At 72.2% G+C, this 16,418-nt stretch carries 16 protein-coding genes; 8 read left to right on the top strand and 8 right to left on the bottom strand.

The annotated features are described in order from the left end of the window. Positions 1–115 precede the first annotated feature (115 nt). From AB0D66_RS29075 to AB0D66_RS29105, 7 genes are all read right to left on the bottom strand, one after another. Positions 116–1,666: a M28 family metallopeptidase gene (locus tag AB0D66_RS29075; protein WP_362309779.1), complete on the bottom strand. Its 1,551-nt coding sequence runs from the start codon at positions 1,664–1,666 to the stop codon at positions 116–118. A 128-nt stretch (positions 1,667–1,794) separates the two neighbouring features. After that, complete coding sequence (locus AB0D66_RS29080; RefSeq protein ID WP_362309783.1) at positions 1,795–2,919, bottom strand: DUF5937 family protein; 1,125 nt, start codon at positions 2,917–2,919, stop codon at positions 1,795–1,797. A gap of 335 nt (positions 2,920–3,254) precedes the next feature. Then, complete coding sequence (locus AB0D66_RS29085; protein WP_361759792.1) at positions 3,255–4,064, bottom strand: type III pantothenate kinase; 810 nt, start codon at positions 4,062–4,064, stop codon at positions 3,255–3,257. Positions 4,065–4,067: 3 nt separating this feature from the next. Beyond that, on the bottom strand, positions 4,068–5,039 hold the full coding sequence (nadC, locus tag AB0D66_RS29090; RefSeq protein WP_362309787.1) for a carboxylating nicotinate-nucleotide diphosphorylase: 972 nt from the start codon (positions 5,037–5,039) through the stop codon (positions 4,068–4,070). A gap of 2 nt (positions 5,040–5,041) precedes the next feature. Continuing rightward, on the bottom strand, positions 5,042–6,802 hold the full coding sequence (locus AB0D66_RS29095) for an L-aspartate oxidase (protein ID WP_362309790.1): 1,761 nt from the start codon (positions 6,800–6,802) through the stop codon (positions 5,042–5,044). Continuing rightward, complete coding sequence (panC, locus tag AB0D66_RS29100; protein WP_362309792.1) at positions 6,799–7,791, bottom strand: pantoate--beta-alanine ligase; 993 nt, start codon at positions 7,789–7,791, stop codon at positions 6,799–6,801. Before panC ends, AB0D66_RS29095 begins: the two co-directional genes overlap by 4 nt. Beyond that, positions 7,788–8,702 (bottom strand): DUF2520 domain-containing protein, encoded by a 915-nt coding sequence (locus tag AB0D66_RS29105; protein ID WP_362309795.1) that lies wholly within the window; start codon positions 8,700–8,702, stop codon positions 7,788–7,790. Before AB0D66_RS29105 ends, panC begins: the two co-directional genes overlap by 4 nt. Positions 8,703–8,800: 98 nt before the next feature. On the opposite strand from AB0D66_RS29105, the gene AB0D66_RS29110 reads away from it, so the two are divergent. The 7 genes from AB0D66_RS29110 (at position 8,801) to AB0D66_RS29140 (ending at position 12,695) form a co-directional block, all read left to right on the top strand. After that, positions 8,801–9,931, top strand: coding sequence for a beta-eliminating lyase-related protein (locus AB0D66_RS29110; protein WP_362309798.1), 1,131 nt, complete (start codon positions 8,801–8,803; stop codon positions 9,929–9,931). A 141-nt stretch (positions 9,932–10,072) separates the two neighbouring features. Further along, positions 10,073–10,261, top strand: a complete 189-nt coding sequence (locus AB0D66_RS29115) for a DUF397 domain-containing protein (RefSeq protein ID WP_362309801.1) — start codon at positions 10,073–10,075, stop codon at positions 10,259–10,261. A 53-nt stretch (positions 10,262–10,314) separates the two neighbouring features. Beyond that, the gene (locus AB0D66_RS29120) at positions 10,315–10,908 is read left to right on the top strand and encodes a hypothetical protein (RefSeq protein WP_362309803.1); all 594 of its coding nucleotides are present in this window, start codon (positions 10,315–10,317) and stop codon (positions 10,906–10,908) included. Positions 10,909–10,922: 14 nt separating this feature from the next. After that, positions 10,923–11,090 (top strand): hypothetical protein, encoded by a 168-nt coding sequence (locus tag AB0D66_RS29125; protein ID WP_167739576.1) that lies wholly within the window; start codon positions 10,923–10,925, stop codon positions 11,088–11,090. A gap of 98 nt (positions 11,091–11,188) precedes the next feature. Continuing rightward, positions 11,189–11,650: a BlaI/MecI/CopY family transcriptional regulator gene (locus AB0D66_RS29130; protein ID WP_362309807.1), complete on the top strand. Its 462-nt coding sequence runs from the start codon at positions 11,189–11,191 to the stop codon at positions 11,648–11,650. A gap of 10 nt (positions 11,651–11,660) precedes the next feature. After that, positions 11,661–12,191, top strand: a complete 531-nt coding sequence (locus AB0D66_RS29135) for an amino-acid N-acetyltransferase (RefSeq protein WP_362309810.1) — start codon at positions 11,661–11,663, stop codon at positions 12,189–12,191. Between the two features lie 165 nt (positions 12,192–12,356). Beyond that, entirely contained in the window at positions 12,357–12,695 is a 339-nt protein-coding gene (locus tag AB0D66_RS29140; protein ID WP_037921217.1) for an Lsr2 family protein, read from the top strand. Here the strand turns inward: AB0D66_RS29140 and AB0D66_RS29145 are convergent. Continuing rightward, positions 12,674–13,279: an SCO3374 family protein gene (locus tag AB0D66_RS29145; protein ID WP_362309814.1), complete on the bottom strand. Its 606-nt coding sequence runs from the start codon at positions 13,277–13,279 to the stop codon at positions 12,674–12,676. The genes AB0D66_RS29140 and AB0D66_RS29145 overlap by 22 nt on opposite strands. Positions 13,280–13,764: 485 nt before the next feature. On the opposite strand from AB0D66_RS29145, the gene AB0D66_RS29150 reads away from it, so the two are divergent. Next, a complete protein-coding gene (locus tag AB0D66_RS29150; protein WP_362309817.1) occupies positions 13,765–16,290 on the top strand; it encodes an ATP-dependent Clp protease ATP-binding subunit in 2,526 nt (841 codons plus the stop codon). The last annotated feature ends 128 nt before the right edge of the window (positions 16,291–16,418 follow it).

Consider the following 16,418-nt stretch of genomic DNA (forward strand, 5'->3'; position numbering starts at 1 on the left):
GCCCCGCCGCGCCGGGGGGGGCCCCGCCCCCCCCCCCCCCCCGGGCCGGGGGGGGGGGGGGGGGGGGGGGGGGGGGCCGCGGGCGCCCCCCCCCCCCCCCCCTCTGGGTTCGTGCCTACTGCGTGACCTCGTCGTGGCCCGGGTGCAGGCCACCGCCGCCGCCGCTGCCGCCCGGGGTCGGGACGGAGACGACCGGCTTCGAGAGCGGGGCCAGGTCGTGGGCGTAGTGGCCGACCGCGTCCGCGATGACGTCGACGTTGATGTCGAGCGCCTTCTGGTCGATGTTCGTGATGTCGTCACCCTTGCCGTGGTAGTTCACGTCGTAGGCCACGCCCGCCTGACCGCCGAACTTCGCGGCCTCCGCCGGCGTCTTGATGCCCTCGGCGCCGGTGAACGTACCGCCGGACGGGATGCCGACCTCGATGAACGGGCCGTAGTCCGAACGGCCGGAGAAGTCCGTGCCCGCGTGCGGGATCTTCTTGGAGTCGAGGAAGTCGGTGATCCCCTTCTCGATCTGGGCGGAGCCCTCCGGTCCGGGGCCCGAGCCCACACCGTCCGAGTCGTCGCCGTCGTAGACGAAGTAGGCGGCGTTCGGAGAGCCGATCATGTCGAAGTTCAGGTACAGCTTGATCTGCTTCTTCTGCTCCTCCGTCAGCCCCGCGACATAGGCCTCGGAGCCGAGCAGGCCGTACTCCTCCGCCGACCACCAGGCGAACTTGACCTTGTTTTTGATCTTCGTCTGGCTGCTCGCGAGGCGCTGCGCGACCTGGAGGATACCGGCCGAGCCGGAGCCGTTGTCGTTGATGCCCGGGCCCGCCGCGACCGAGTCGAGGTGCGCGCCGAGGAACACGGTGTTGTTCGCGTCGCCGCCGCGGGTCTCCGCGACCACGTTGTACGTCTTGCGGTTCTCGCGGAACTCGCGGATGTCGAGGGTGACCTCGACCGGGCCGGCCGCGGCCTCGGCGGCGAGCTTCTCGCCCTCCGCCTGGGTGACCCCGCCGGTGGGCACCTTGCCCGCGTTGGCGTCGCCCAGGGTGCCGTTCAGGGCGCCCTCGGTGTTGTTGTAGAGGATCGCGCCGACCGCGCCGGCCTCGGCCGCGTTGGCCTGCTTCACCGCGAAGGTGCAGCCGCCGCGCTTGATCAGGGCGATCTTGCCCGTGAAGGCGCCCGCGGCGAAGTCGCCCGGTTCGCAGCCGTTGGTGCCGTCCGCGTCCACCGGCGCGACCGCGAGCTGCGCCGTGACGCCGTCCTCCGGGCCGCTCTTGGTGTACGTCATCAGGTGGATCGGGACGTCGCGCCCGTTCGCACCGTTCACCGTCAGCTTCTCGGCGATGGTCTCGACGTACACGAAGTCGAACTCGTTCTTCGTGACCTGGTAGCCGGCCGCCTTCATCACGGCCTCGACGTACTTCGCCGACTGGACGTGGCCCTTCGAACCGGCCACGCGGGTGCCGTCGTTGTAGTCCGCGATCGACTGCAGGACCTTCAGGTGGTTGTACGCGCCCTTGCCGGTCGCTTCCTTGACCAGCTTCCTGGCCAGCGCGTCACCGCGGGCGGCGTCGCTCTGCGGGCTCGTGGCGCCGGCCGGGCCGGCGAGCACCAGCGGTGAGACAAGGGCCGCGGCCGCCAGGGCGGCGGTGGCAGCGGCTATACGGCGTGAGGGCATGCAAGGTCCTTCCACGGCAAAAGTGCGAGCAGGGCCAAACGGTGGACGCACGTTAAGCAGCAACGAGCCGCCGTGACCAGACTTTCAACTGATTCCGGTTCGCGAAATCCGGATATCGGCGACTTGGCCTAGCGCAGGATGCCCTCGATGAAGTCCGAGCCTATGCGTGCGACCGCGGACAGATCCAACTGATGCTGGACATAGCGGCCTTGGCGCCGCGTATGGATCAGACCGGCCTTTTTCAGGACGGCCAGATGCCGTGACACCTCCGGCGCGGTGATCCCGTACACGTTCGCCAGTTCGCCGGTCGTGTACGGGGCCCGGGCCAGGCTCCGGCACAGCATCATCCGTACGGGATGCGCCAGGGCCTCCATGCGCCGCCGGAGCAGCTCCACCGACCCGGGCGCGGAGTCCAGTTCGGGGGTGCCGAGCGGGTAGTGGACCACCGGACGCCAGCCCGGTGCGTGCAGCACCAGCAGATGCGGCCAGCCGAAGTGGGTCGGTATGAAGACCAGGCCGGCGCCCGTCCGGGGGTCGGTGGCGGTCGTCGACCCGTCCACCATCTTGTCGGCGGTGATGGTGGTGCGGCCCTCGTCGACGCCGAGCGCCGACGAGACCTCCTTGAGCGCGGCCGGCAGCCCTTTGCGGCGCAGCAGCTCGGTCTTGTGCCGTGCGTCGGCGCTCTGCGCGGGCTCGACGCGCTTCCAGGTCTCGGCGAAGAAGGCCTCGTCGCAGTCCTCGACCAGCCGCCGCATCCACACCCGTACGGCCGCGGTGTCGTCCAGCAGCCGGATGGAGAAGCCCAGCTGGCGGGGGCCGCGGGCGGCGGCCGTCTCCAGCGCCTTGGCGCGGCTCGCCGGGTTCGTGAGCGGGGAGGGCCCGCCGCCGTCGTTGTACGTGGCGAGCCAGCAGTGCTCGAGGGCGGCCGTCACGAAGCGCTCGTCGTCCATCCGGTCGAGTACGTCGAGCTCCTCGGCCAGGGTGGCGCTGGGCAGGCCGGTCCCGCCGCGGACGCCGGCGAACGGCATGAAGATGTCGGAGAAGGAGCTGCGCCACAGGAACTCGGCCTCCAGCAGCCGGTCCGCGAGGCACGGGTCGAGCGAGGCGGCGGTGTCGGCGCTCCAGGAGGCGAGCCGGGGGTGGTGGGCCGTCTGGGAGAGCGCGTGCAGGGCCATGCAGAGCTCGGCGAGCGGGGAGGGCGTGAAGCTGATCCGCTCGGCGGGGAGCCCGGCGATGTCGATGGTGACGCTCATCGGGCCATTCTCCCGCGTGGGGTGGCGGGGGCGGGCCGGCCGGGCCCGTCGCCGCCGGCCGGGCCCCGGGCCCGTACTCCGGTGCGGCGCCGTTGCGGGGGCGCTGCCCCCGGGCCCCCGCGCCTCAAACGCCGGCGGGGCTGGAAGATCGGGGCGCTGCCCCGGACCCCGCGCCTCAAACGCCGGCGGGGCTGGATGTGCCCCCGGCGGGGCTGGATGTGCCCCGGCGGGGGTGGATGTGCCCCGGCGGGGGTGGATGTGCCCCGGCGGGGGTGGATGTGCCCCGGCGGTGGGTTGCCCCGGCCGGGGGGCCGGGGCGGGGCTGGGTGCTCGCGCTATTCGAAGTTGGGGGCGTTGCGTTCGTACACCAGGCGCAGGCCGATCAGGGTCAGCCAGGGCTCGTGGTCGTCGATCACCGAGGATTCGCCGAGGACCATCGGAGCCAGGCCGCCGGTGGCGATGACGCGGACGTCGTCCGGGTCGCCGTTCGGGCCGGCCAGTTCCTTGGCCATCCGGCCCACGACCCCGTCGACCTGGCCCGCGAAGCCGTACACCACGCCCGACTGCATCGCCTCGACCGTGGACTTGCCGATCACGTTGCGCGGGCGGGCCAGCTCGATCTTCCGCAGCTGGGCGCCCCGTACGCCGAGGGCCTCCATCGAGATCTCGATGCCCGGGGAGATCACCCCGCCCACGTACTCGCCCTTCACGGACACCGCGTCGAAGGTGGTCGCCGTACCGAAGTCGACCACGATCGCAGGGCCCCCGTAGAGCTCGACCGCCGCGACCGCGTTGATGATGCGGTCCGCGCCGACCTCCTTCGGGTTGTCCATGAGGATCGGCACGCCGGTCTTGATCCCCGGCTCCACGAGCACCGCCGGGACGTCGCCGTAGTAGCGCCGGGTGACCTCGCGCAGCTCGTGCAGGACCGACGGCACCGTCGAGCAGATCGCGATGCCGTGGATCCCGTCGCCCAGCTCGCTGCCGAGCATCGGGTGCATGCCCATCAGGCCCTGCATCAGCACGGCCATCTCGTCGGCCGTGCGGCGCGGGTCGGTCGAGATGCGCCAGTGCTCGACGATCTCGTCACCGTCGAACAGGCCCAGGACCGTGTGGGTGTTGCCTACGTCGATGGTGAGGAGCATCGGTTACACCGCCTCGCGCAGATCGAGGCCGATGTCCAGGATCGGCGAGGAGTGGGTCAGCCCGCCGACCGCCAGGTAGTCCACGCCGGTCTCCGCGTACGCCCGCGCGGTGTCCAGGGTCAGGCGGCCCGAGGACTCCAGCACCGCGCGGCCGGCCACCAGGGCCACGGCCTCGGCGGTCTGCGCGACGGTGAAGTTGTCCAGCAGGATCAGGTCGGCTCCGGCCTCCAGGACCTCGCCGATCTGCTCCAGGGTGTCGACCTCGATCTCCACCGGCACATCCGGGAAGGCGTCCCGTACGGCCTTGAAGGCCTGCGCGACGCCGCCGGCCGCCACCACGTGGTTGTCCTTCACCAGCGCCGCGTCCGACAGCGACATGCGGTGGTTGACGCCGCCGCCGCAGCGCACCGCGTACTTCTCCAGTGCGCGCAGCCCCGGCGTGGTCTTGCGGGTGTCGCGGACCTTCGCCTTGGTGCCCTCCAGCACGTCCGCCCAGCGGCGGGTGGCGGTCGCGATGCCCGACAGGCGGCACAGGATGTTCAGCGCGCTGCGCTCCGCCGTCAGCAGGTCGCGGGTGCGCGAGCGTACGGAGAGCAGCACCTGCCCGGCCTTGACGGCGTCGCCGTCCTCCGCGTGCCGCTCCACCTCGAAGGCCTCCGTGCAGACCACGGAGAACACGGCCTCGGCGATGCGCAGGCCGGCCACCACGCCGTCCTCGCGGGCGACGAAGTCGGCGACGGCCTCGGCGTCCTCGGCGACCGTGGCGACGGTGGTGACGTCCACCCCGCCGTCCAGGTCCTCGGAGAGCGCCATGTGGGCGATGTCCTCGACCTCGACGGGGTCCAGCCCCGCGTCCGCCAGCAGCTGGGCCAGGGCCGGGTCCAGGCCGGTCTCCTCGCCGTCGCCGCAGGCGCAGTCGTCGCCGCAGCCGCCGTCGTTCTGGTCGATCAGGGGAAGTTCGTCGGGGGTGCTCACGGTCACTGCTCCAGGCTCTGGGTGCTGAGGGGTACGTGCACGGACGGGAAGTCCGCGGAGTCGGTGGGGGTGACGACCAGCGCCCGCTTCTCGGTCGCCGACAGCCGGACGACGAGATGCCGGCGCCAGGCGGCATCGTCCCGGTCCGGATGGTCCTCGCGCCAGTGGCAGCCGCGGGTCTCCACGCGCCGCTGCGCCGCGGCGACCAGCACCCGGGCCACGCACAGCAGGTTCGTGGCCTCCCAGGTGTCCACCCCCGGTTCGGCGGTCTTGCCGTGCGCCTCGAGGTTGTTCAGGGCGGTGGCGTACAGGCCTTCGAGCGCCTGCGCGGCCGTGCGCAGCGACTCGGCCGAGCGCAGCACGCCCGCGCCGTCCGTCATGATCCGCTGGATCTCGTACCGCGCCTCGGCGGGCTGCAGCGGGCCGGTGGCGGGGACCGGTATGCCGGGGCCGCCGCCGGTCAGCGCCCGGGCCGCGATGTCGTCGGCGATGCGCTCGGCGAAGACCAGGCCCTCCAGCAGGGAGTTGGAGGCCAGCCGGTTCGCGCCGTGCACACCGGTGCAGGCGACCTCGCCGCACGCGTACAGGCCCGGGACGGTGGTGCGGCCGTGCAGGTCGGTCCGGACGCCGCCGGAGGCGTAGTGCGCGGCGGGCGCGACCGGGATCGGCTCGGTCACCGGGTCGATCCCGTGGGAGCGGCAGGCGGCGAGGATGGTCGGGAAGCGCTGCTCCCACATCGCGGCGCCGAAGTGCCGGGCGTCGAGGAACATGTGCCGCGCGCCCTGCTCCTGCATGCGCCGCATGATGCCCTTGGCGACGATGTCGCGGGGGGCCAGTTCGGCGAGTTCGTGCTGCCCCTGCATGAAGCGCACGCCGTCCGCGTCGACGAGGTGCGCGCCCTCGCCGCGGACCGCCTCCGAGACGAGGGGCTGCTGGCCCTCCGCGTCCGGGCCGAGGAACAGCACGGTCGGGTGGAACTGCACGAATTCGAGGTCGGAGATTTCGGCGCCGGCGCGCAGGGCGAGCGCCACCCCGTCGCCGGTGGAGACCGAGGGGTTGGTGGTCGCCGAGAAGACCTGGCCCATGCCGCCGGTCGCGAGGATCACCGCGGGGGCGTGGACGGCGCCGACGCCGTCGTGCTGGCCCTCGCCCATGACGTGCAGCGTGACCCCGGCGGTACGGCCCCGCGCGTCCTGGAGCAGGTCCAGGACGAGTGCGTTCTCGACGGTGCGGATCCCCGCGGCCTGTACGGCTTCGACGAGCGCCCGGGAGATCTCGGCGCCGGTGGCGTCGCCGCCCGCGTGCGCGATGCGGCGCCGGTGGTGGCCGCCCTCGCGGGTCAGTTCTATCTCCCCGGTCTCCGCGGAGGTGTCGAAGACGGCGCCCGTGGCCATCAGCCGCCGTACCGCGTCCGGCCCTTCGGTGACGAGCAGCCTTACGGCGGCCTCGTCGCACAGGCCCGCGCCCGCGACCAGCGTGTCGTCCAGGTGCTGCTCGGGGGTGTCGCCCTCGCCGAGGGCCGCGGCGATGCCGCCCTGGGCCCAGCGGGTCGATCCGTCGTCGAGCCGGGCCTTGGTGACCACGACCGTACGGCGGCCGGCGGCGGCGCAGCGCAGCGCCGCGGTCAGTCCCGCGACGCCGGAGCCGACGACCACGACGTCGGCGTCCAGGGCCCAGCCGGGGGCGGGGGCGTGCAGCCGTATGCCGGTGCCCGCGCCCGCGCCTGTGCCGCCCGGGGGGAGGCCTCTGCCTGGGGTGCTCACGAGTGTGCTCCGAATTCCAGTGGGATGTTGTCGATCAGCCGGGTCGTGCCCACCTTCGCGGCGACGGCGAGCACGGCCTGCCCGGTGAAGCCGGGTCCGGCCTCGGTGAAGTCCCGCGGGTCCACCAGTGCCAGGTAGTCCAGTACGAGCGGCGGCTCGTGGCGGCCCGCCTCCTCCAGCACGTGCCCCGCGGCGGCCCGTACGGCGTCCGGCAGCCCGCTGCCCGCCGCCGAGACGGCGTGCGCGTCGGCGGAGGCGCGGATCTCGCCGAGCCGGGCCAGGGCGGTGGCCCGCTCGTCGCTGGCCGGGGAGGCCTCGGCGCGGGCCCGCAGCGCGGCCTGCGCGGCGAGCCGGTCCTGTCCGGCGAACAGGGCGCGGGACAGGGCCAGGGCGGTGCGCCGCTCGGCGGGCGAGAGGTAGCGGTTGCGGGAGGACAGCGCGAGCCCGTCCTCCTCGCGGACGGTCGGTACGCCGACCACCTCCACGGGGAAGTTCAGGTCGGTCACCATCCGCCGGATCAGGGCCAGTTGCTGCGCGTCCTTCTGGCCGAAGAGGGCCAGGTCGGGCCGGGTGAGGTGGAGCAGCTTCGCGACGACGGTCAGCATGCCGTCGAAGTGGCCGGGGCGGGTGGCCCCTTCGAGGCGTCCGCCCATCGGGCCGGCGCTGATCCGCACCTGCGGGTCGCCGCCCGGGTAGACCTCGTCGACGGCGGGGGCGAACACCGCGTCGGCGCCCGCCCCTTCGGCGATCGCGAGGTCGGCCTCCAGGGTGCGCGGGTAGCGGTCCAGGTCCTCGTTCGCCCCGAACTGCAGGGGGTTGACGAAGACGGTGACGACGACCTGCCCCTGCGGCCCGGCCTGTTCGCGGGCCGAGCGGATCAGCGTGGCGTGGCCCTCGTGCAGGGCGCCCATGGTCATCACGACGGCCCGGCGGCCGGTGCGCGGGAGCCCCTGGAGCTCCGCGGCGGTGTCGAGCAGCAGTCCGCTCACGGGGCGGTGCCCCCTTCCGGGTCCGTGTCGGCGAGCACGCCGAGCAGGTCCTCGGCGAGTTCGGGCTTGAGCAGTCCGTGCGCGAGGGCCCGGTCGGCGGTGGTGCGGGCCATCGCCAGATATCCGGCGACGGCGCCGGGCGCGTGCCTGCGCAGCTCCGAGATGTGCGCGGCGACCGTGCCGGCGTCGCCGCGGGCCACCGGGCCGGTCAGGGCCGCGTCCCCGGAGCGCAGGGCGTTGTCGAGGGCCGCGCCGAGCAGCGGGCCGAGCATCCGGTCGGGGTGCGCGACGCCGGCCTGGTCCAGCAGCTCCATGGCCTGGGCGACCAGGGTGACCAGGTGGTTCGCGCCGAGGGCGAGGGCCGCGTGGTAGAGCGGGCGGTTCTCCTCCGCGATCCACTCGGGCTCGCCGCCCATCTCGATGACCAGGGCCTCGGCGGCGAGCCGCAGCTCCTCGGGGGCGGTGACGCCGAAGGAGCAGCCGGCCAGCCGCTGCACGTCGACCTCGGTGCCGGTGAAGGTCATCGCGGGGTGCAGGGCCAGTGGCAGGGCGCCCGCCCGGCGCGCCGGGTCGAGCACGGCGGTCCCGTACCGGCCGGAGGTGTGGACGAGGAGCTGGCCGGGCCGGATCGCACCGGTCTCGGCGAGGCCCTCGACCAGGGAGGGCAGCGCGTCGTCCGGCACGGTGAGCAGGACCAGATCCGCCTTCTCGAACACCTGTGCGGGCGGGACGAGCGGGACGTCGGGCAGCATCCGCGCGGCGCGGCGCACCGAGGCGTCGGAGACGCCGGACACGGCGACGGGCCGGTGCCCGGCCTGCTGGAGCGCGCGGGCCAGCGCGGGGCCGACCCGGCCGGCTCCGACGACACCGACCGCCAGCCGGGCAGGGCGTGGCTGCTGTGAGGAATTCACGCGGGGAGGGCCTTCCGTTCCAGTCCGCGGGGGGTACCGGACGATACGCCGCCATGCTAGCTCCTGGGCCCCGGGCCGGTCGGCGATGATCGTGAGCCATGAGCGAGCACGACGAGGACACCGAGCGGGAGCGGCGGCAGGCGGCGGCATGGCGGGGGGCCGGGCGGATGCTCTCCCGATCCCTGCGGGACGCCACGGTGGCGGAGCTGCTGGCGCCGCTCGCCGAAGCCCCGTACGACATGGACCAGCCGGCCGACCTCTACGGGAGCGGCGTGGTCGCCGAGCTGGAGCGGCGGGTCGCGGAGCTGCTGGGCACCGAGGACGCGGCCTTCTTCCCCAGCGGGACCATGGCGCAGCAGGTCGCGCTGCGCTGCTGGGCCGGGCGGACCGGGAACCCGGTGGTGGCCCTGCACCCGATGAGCCACCCCGAGCGGTGGGAGGGCGGCGCGCTGTCGGCCGTCTGCGGACTGCGGACGGCCCACCCGACGACGGAGCCGCGCCAGCCCACCGCGCAGGAGGTCTCGGCGCTCGCGGAGCCCTTCGGCACGCTGATGCTGGAGCTGCCCCTGAGGGACGCGGGCTTCGTGCTGCCCGGCTGGGAGGAGCTGGAGGCGCTGGTCGAGGCGGCCCGGGAGCGGGAGGCGGTGGTCCACTTCGACGGGGCGCGGCTGTGGGAGTCCACGGTGCACTTCGGGCGGCCGCTGCCGGAGATCGCGGGACTGGCCGACTCGGTGTACGTCTCGTTCTACAAGTCGCTCGGCGGCCTGAGCGGGGCGGCGCTGGCCGGGCCGCGGGCCTTCGTGGAGGAGACCAGGGTCTGGCGCCACCGGTACGGGGGCCAGGTCTTCCGGCAGTTCCCGCAGGCGCTGGCCGCACTGGCCGGGCTGGAGCGGGTGCTGCCGCGGCTGCCGTCGTACGTGGAGCAGGCGCGGCGGGTCGCGGCGGCGCTGGGGCCGGCCCTCGCGGAGGCCGGGGTCCCGTGGTCCCGGGTCCACCCGGAGCGGCCGCACACCCACCAGTTCCAGGTCTGGCTCCCGTACGACCCGGACCGCCTGACCGAGGCGTCGGTCCGCGTCGCGGAGGAGACGGGCCGGGTCCTCTTCCGCCGCTGGTTCCCCGCGCCCGTCCCCGGCCTCTCGGTGACCGAGGTCGAGGTCACGGAACCCGGCCTGACCTGGAGCGGGGCGGAGGTCGCCGAAGCCGTGTCGGACTTCGCCGCCCGCCTGTAGCCGCATCCGGGCCCGCGCCGCGCGGCGCGGGGCCCGGGGCCCGGGCGGGAACCGGGGAATCGCCGAATTGCGTCAAAGACACCGGCGGGGACCGGCCGCGGCGATACCGTCCCCCCACTGGAACACCCGCGAGGAGAGACCATGACCGCTCGGCCCCAGTGGCAGAAGTCCTCGTTCTGCGGCGAGGAACAAGACGCCTGCGTCTATGTTTCCGCCGCCCCCGGCACCCTCGTGCGCGTCGCCGACCGCGCCGATCCCGCACACCTCGTGCTCGCCACGACCCAGGCGGCCTGGGCGGATTTCCTGGCCGCGGTCAAAGAGAGCGGTTGACCGACCGGCCGCGCTAAAGGGGATTTTGTCCGATTAGCGCGTATCTTCGGCCCATGCCCACGCCCTACGGATCCCGCGGCGGCATGGCGTTCAGTGCCGCCGAGCTGCACGTGCTCAGGCGCTCGCTCGCCCACGCCCTTCAGCCCTCCTCGGCCCTCGAGGCCTCGGAGGTCCAGGACTGCCTGCGCCTCGCGCAGTCGGTGGACGACGCGGTCCAGGAGGCGGCCCGGCTCAGAGCCTTCCTCCTGGAGGATCTGGCCCGCTACCGGGGCGCCCTGCCCGGGAGCCTCTCCGGGTACCTGGAGCTGCTCCAGGACGCCCTGGCGGCCGGCTACGAGCCCGCCCCCGACGACCTGGCCGCCCTGCGCGCCCTGCGGGCCAACCGGGTCGCCGCCGCGCTGCTGGACCGGGCCCAGACCGTCCTGGAGCGCTCGGTGCGCCGGCGGCTGTCGACCGCGCCCGCGCCCCGCACCCGGCTGCTGGCCCTGGCCGGCGGCCGGGAGGAGCCGCCGCCCGGCCCCAAGCCCCGGCCCGCGGAGCCGCCGCACCCCGACCAGCCCCCGCGGCCGATCCCGACGCCCGGCGAGGTCTTCCCGCCACGCCGCAAGCCCACCCCGCCCCCGGCGGAGGGCCGGGCCGTCGGCTAGCTACGCTGAGGGGCATGGACTACGTTTCCGCGCTCGTGCCCCCCATCGTGATGGCCGCGTTCTTCATCGCTCTCGTCGTGACGATCGTGAAGACCCAGGGCGGCGCCAACAAGGCCAAGGAAGACGAGGCGGTCGACGCGGTGATCGCCCGGGCCGAGGCCGCCCGCCAGTCCCGTAACTGACCGGCTCGATCCGGGGTCCCCGCGGGGCCCCGGATTTTGTCGCGCGTTGCCGAGCGAATAGTCGGGCAATTACCCACAAGCCGCACTATCGTGCTGTTGTGCCTCGCCCCCTGGGAGAACTCGAAGACGCCGTCATGACGCGGGTGTGGCAGTGGAACCGCCCGGTCACCGTTCGGGAAGTGCTGGAAGACCTCCAGCAGGAACGGTCCATCGCGTACACCACGGTCATGACCGTTATGGACAATCTTCATCAGAAGGGCTGGGTCCGCCGGGAAGCGGAAGGCCGCGCCTATCGATATACGGCGGTCTCCACCCGCGCCGCATACTCGGCCGCACTGATGAACGAGGCGTGGTCGACCAGTGACAACCCCGCGGCCGCACTCGTCGCCTTCTTCGGCATGATGTCGGCGGAACAGCGGGAAGCCCTCCGGGACGCCGTCCGGATCGTCCAGCACGACGACGAGGCGGCCGAGTCGGTCGAGGCGGCCGCACCGGCCGGGCCCGCCCCCGCCCCGGCCGAAGGGGAGTCCGGCGAGCGTGCGGAGGGTCCGGGGCGATAGCGTCCGGGCCATGGGAGAGTTTTCCGCTGCACATGCAGAAACAGTGACGATCCGCCGTGCCCGCACCGGTGATGTTCCCGCGCTGCGCCGCCTGCTCGACCAGTACGTGCAGCAGCGGATCCTGCTCGACAAAGCACCGGTCGTCCTTTACGAGGACATCCAGGAGTTCTGGGTCGCGGAACGCGAGTCCGACCGCCAGGTGCTCGGCTGCGGCGCTCTCCACGTGATGTGGGAAGACCTCGCCGAAGTACGCACTCTCGCCGTCGACCGCGACCTCAAGGGCGCCGGCGTCGGTCATCTGGTGCTGGAGCAGTTGTTGCGGACGGCCCGCGAGCTCGGGGTGAGCCGGGTTTTCTGTCTGACCTTCGAAGTGGACTTCTTCGCGAAGCACGGCTTCGTCGAGATCGGCGAGACCCCGGTCGAGACCGATGTCTACATCGAGCTCCTGCGTTCCTATGACGAGGGCGTCGCCGAGTTCCTCGGTCTCGAACGAGTGAAGCCGAACACCTTGGGCAACAGTCGGATGCTTCTGCACCTCTGATCGATGGCCCCGGCTTTTCCGGCGCTCCGCGCGCCTGTGGCCTATGTCCGAATCGCGCACGTTTCCCGCCCCGTTGCCGTCCTGAACCTCTCCCCGGGGGTTTGTGTTTTCCAGGCAAAAGCGGTTTCCTTTCCGCGTACTGCTTTTCGATGAAAGGAAATCCCGGTGGCACAGAAGGTTCAGGTCCTTCTTGTCGACGACCTCGACGGTGGCGAGGCGGACGAGACGGTGACGTTCGCTCTGGATGGCAAGACCTACGAGATCGACCTCACCACCGCCAACGCTGAAAAGCTCCGCGGTCTGCTCGACCCGTACACCAAGGGCGGCCGCCGCACCGGCGGGCGCGCGACCGCTGCCCGCGCCAAGGGCCGCGCCTCGGCCGCGACCGGGAACCCGGACACCGCCGAGATCCGCGCGTGGGCCAAGGAGAACGGCTACAACGTGAACGACCGCGGCCGCGTCCCGGCCGAGATCCGCGAGGCCTACGAGAAGGCCAAGGGCTGACCGCTCGGCGTCGCACGGCGCCGCAGGCGGGCGCGGTGGCATTCCGTCGCCGCCGCCGCCACCAGGCGCACGAGGTCGGGCCCGCGGGCGGGCCCGGCGCCCGGCCCGGGGGAACCCGGCAGGGCGGGCAGCAGTGCCTCGCACCCCTGCTCGGGGGGTCGCAGCCACACGGCGGCCTCCCGAGGGCCCGGGGGCTGCCCCGGGGGAGCCGGGGCGGTGATCCGGCCGTCCGCACCCAGGGCGGTGAGATCCAGGGCGACCCCGCCCCACTCGAGCCAGTCGAGCAGTCCGTCGAGCTCCTCCGCGCTCCCCGCGGCCACCAGGAACCGCATCCTGCGCCCCATGAGGGCGACCGGTCCCGTGTCGACCGGCCTGCGCAGCAGCGCCGTCCCCGCATCGGACGGCAGCTCCAGGACGTCGAAGCGGGTCCCCGTGACGAGCTGGACGGGCGGGCCGCCCGTCACCGGCCAGCCGAGCACGCGCTCGTACCAGGAGGCGTACCCGGCGCCCGCGGCGTGACCGGCCTCCCCGGCCGGGACGCGGGGCAGCGGGACGGTGGGGGCTGCGACGGTGCTTGAGGCCATGCCCTGAGCAACTTCCGCGGCGCCCGCGGGTTACGGCCCGGGCACCCCCCGTGACGGCCGGGGAGTGACACACCGCACGCGGGCCAATGCGGAACGTAAACATCCGCGGGGTGGAGTCCCACATTCGGGACGGAACTGTGTTCGCCCTTAGCGGAGGGAACCGGTGCCACCGGCATGGAGTGTCAGTCCTTACGGGTAAGACATTCCTAGTGGATCGGGGCGACACGCTGATTTGACGGGCTTCCGTTCGCCATCGGCGTACACGCATGACGGGTATCTGCCTGGCCTGCGGGAACATCGTCTCGCACCATCGGGTTGGAGCAGTTGTCGGCTCTTCGAGCCGGTTTTCCCCGCCGATGCGGGGGTGAGCCGCGTAGGGATGTCGGCAGTTGGAATGAGCTGTCCCGCCCCGCGGGACTAGCATGCGGAAGGACAGGGCGGGGACCGACCCCGAACTGCCCGACCGCTCTGAGGAGCGATAAACGATGTTCGAGAGGTTCACCGACCGCGCGCGGCGGGTTGTCGTCCTGGCTCAGGAAGAAGCCCGGATGCTCAACCACAACTACATCGGCACCGAGCACATCCTCCTGGGCTTGATCCACGAGGGTGAGGGTGTCGCCGCTAAGGCCCTGGAGAGCCTCGGGATTTCGCTCGAGGCTGTTCGCCAGCAGGTTGAGGAGATCATCGGTCAGGGGCAGCAGGCCCCGTCCGGCCACATCCCCTTCACCCCGCGGGCGAAGAAGGTCCTGGAGCTTTCGCTCCGAGAGGCCCTCCAGCTCGGCCACAACTACATCGGCACCGAGCACATCCTGCTCGGCCTGATCCGCGAGGGCGAGGGCGTCGCCGCCCAGGTCCTCGTGAAGCTGGGCGCCGATCTCAACCGAGTCCGGCAGCAGGTCATCCAGCTGCTCTCCGGCTACACCGGCGGGGGCAAGGAGTCGGCCACGGCAGGCGGCCCGGCCGAGGGCACGCCCTCGACCTCGCTCGTCCTGGACCAGTTCGGCCGCAACCTCACCCAGGCGGCCCGCGAATCCAAGCTCGACCCGGTCATCGGGCGCGAGAAGGAGATCGAGCGGGTCATGCAGGTGCTGTCCCGCCGTACCAAGAACAACCCGGTCCTCATCGGCGAGCCCGGCGTCGGCAAGACCGCCGTCGTCGAGGGGCTGGCTCAGGCGATCGTCAAGGGCGAGGTCCCCGAGACCCTCAAGGACAAGCACCTCTACACGCTTGACCTCGGCGCCCTGGTCGCCGGCTCCCGCTACCGCGGTGACTTCGAGGAGCGCCTGAAGAAGGTGCTCAAGGAGATCCGCACCCGCGGCGACATCATCCTGTTCATCGACGAGCTCCACACCCTCGTGGGTGCGGGTGCCGCCGAGGGCGCGATCGACGCCGCGAGCATCCTCAAGCCCATGCTGGCCCGTGGTGAGCTCCAGACCATCGGTGCCACGACGCTCGACGAGTACCGCAAGCACCTCGAGAAGGACGCGGCCCTCGAGCGCCGCTTCCAGCCGATCCAGGTGGCGGAGCCTTCCCTCCCCCACACGATCGAGATCCTCAAGGGCCTGCGCGACCGCTACGAGGCCCACCACCGCGTCTCCATCACGGACGAGGCCCTCGTCCAGGCGGCGACGCTGGCGGACCGGTACATCTCGGACCGCTTCCTGCCGGACAAGGCGATCGACCTGATCGACGAGGCCGGCTCCCGGATGCGCATCCGCCGGATGACCGCGCCGCCGGACCTCCGCGAGTTCGACGAGAAGATCGCGGGCGTGCGCCGCGACAAGGAGTCGGCCATCGACTCCCAGGACTTCGAGAAGGCGGCTTCTCTCCGCGACAAGGAGAAGCAGCTGCTGGCGGCGAAGACCAAGCGCGAGAAGGAATGGAAGGCCGGCGACATGGACGTCGTCGCCGAGGTCGACGGCGAGCTCATCGCCGAGGTCCTCGCGACCGCGACCGGCATTCCCGTCTTCAAGCTCACCGAGGAGGAGTCCTCGCGGCTGCTCCGCATGGAGGACGAGCTCCACCGTCGGGTCATCGGCCAGAAGGACGCCATCAAGGCGCTCTCCCAGGCGATCCGCCGTACCCGTGCGGGTCTGAAGGACCCGAAGCGCCCGGGTGGCTCGTTCATCTTCGCCGGCCCGTCCGGTGTCGGTAAGACCGAGCTCTCGAAGACGCTCGCCGAATTCCTCTTCGGCGACGAGGACGCGCTGATCTCCCTCGACATGTCGGAGTTCAGCGAGAAGCACACGGTTTCCCGCCTCTTCGGTTCGCCTCCCGGCTACGTGGGCTACGAAGAGGGCGGCCAGCTCACCGAGAAGGTGCGCCGCAAGCCGTTCTCCGTCGTCCTCTTCGACGAGGTCGAGAAGGCCCACCCGGATATCTTCAATTCCCTTCTCCAGATCCTGGAGGACGGTCGCCTGACCGACTCCCAGGGCCGGGTCGTGGACTTCAAGAACACGGTCATCATCATGACGACCAACCTGGGTACCCGGGACATCTCGAAGGGCTTCAACCTGGGCTTCGCGGCCCAGGGCGACACCAAGACCGGCTACGACCGGATGAAGGCGAAGGTCAACGAAGAGCTCAAGCAGCACTTCCGGCCCGAGTTCCTGAACCGTGTCGACGACACGGTCGTCTTCCACCAGCTCACCCAGGAAGACATCATCCAGATCGTCGACCTGATGATCGCGAAGGTCGACGAGCGCCTGAAGGACCGCGACATGGGCATCGAGCTGAGCGGCGACGCGAAGCAGCTCCTGGCCAAGCGCGGCTACGACCCGATCATGGGTGCCCGGCCGCTGCGCCGGACCATCCAGCGCGAGATCGAGGACATGCTGTCGGAGAAGATCCTCTTCGGCGAGCTGCGTCCCGGTCACATCGTGGTGGTCGGCGTGGAGGGTGAGGGCGACGAAGCCAAGTTCACCTTCCGCGGCGAGGAGAAGTCGGCTCTGCCCGACCTCCCGCCGATCGAGGCCACGGGCTCCGGCCCGGACCTGTCGAAGGGCGCGTGACCGCCGTAGGGCGGTAGCAGGACGAAGGGGCGGCCCCGGGACCGAGAGGTTCCGGGGCCGCCCCTTTCGGTTGCCCTGCCGAAGGTCCCGGGCGGGGCCGCCGGAGGTCCTGGGCCGGTGACAAGCCG

This window comes from Streptomyces sp. NPDC048270 (assembly GCF_040652335.1).
Taxonomy (GTDB): domain Bacteria; phylum Actinomycetota; class Actinomycetes; order Streptomycetales; family Streptomycetaceae; genus Streptomyces.

Bases quoted from the DNA above. Each gene is read 5' to 3' on its own strand.
- AB0D66_RS29075 (WP_362309779.1), bottom strand. From the start codon at position 1,666: ATGCCCTCACGCCGTATAGCCGCTGCCACCGCCGCCCTGGCGGCCGCG.
- AB0D66_RS29080 (WP_362309783.1), bottom strand. From the start codon at position 2,919: ATGAGCGTCACCATCGACATCGCCGGGCTCCCCGCCGAGCGGATCAGC.
- AB0D66_RS29085 (WP_361759792.1), bottom strand. From the start codon at position 4,064: ATGCTCCTCACCATCGACGTAGGCAACACCCACACGGTCCTGGGCCTG.
- AB0D66_RS29110 (WP_362309798.1), top strand. From the start codon at position 8,801: ATGAGCGAGCACGACGAGGACACCGAGCGGGAGCGGCGGCAGGCGGCG.
- AB0D66_RS29115 (WP_362309801.1), top strand. From the start codon at position 10,073: ATGACCGCTCGGCCCCAGTGGCAGAAGTCCTCGTTCTGCGGCGAGGAA.
- AB0D66_RS29120 (WP_362309803.1), top strand. From the start codon at position 10,315: ATGCCCACGCCCTACGGATCCCGCGGCGGCATGGCGTTCAGTGCCGCC.
- AB0D66_RS29125 (WP_167739576.1), top strand. From the start codon at position 10,923: ATGGACTACGTTTCCGCGCTCGTGCCCCCCATCGTGATGGCCGCGTTC.
- AB0D66_RS29135 (WP_362309810.1), top strand. From the start codon at position 11,661: ATGGGAGAGTTTTCCGCTGCACATGCAGAAACAGTGACGATCCGCCGT.
- AB0D66_RS29145 (WP_362309814.1), bottom strand. From the start codon at position 13,279: ATGGCCTCAAGCACCGTCGCAGCCCCCACCGTCCCGCTGCCCCGCGTC.
- AB0D66_RS29150 (WP_362309817.1), top strand. From the start codon at position 13,765: ATGTTCGAGAGGTTCACCGACCGCGCGCGGCGGGTTGTCGTCCTGGCT.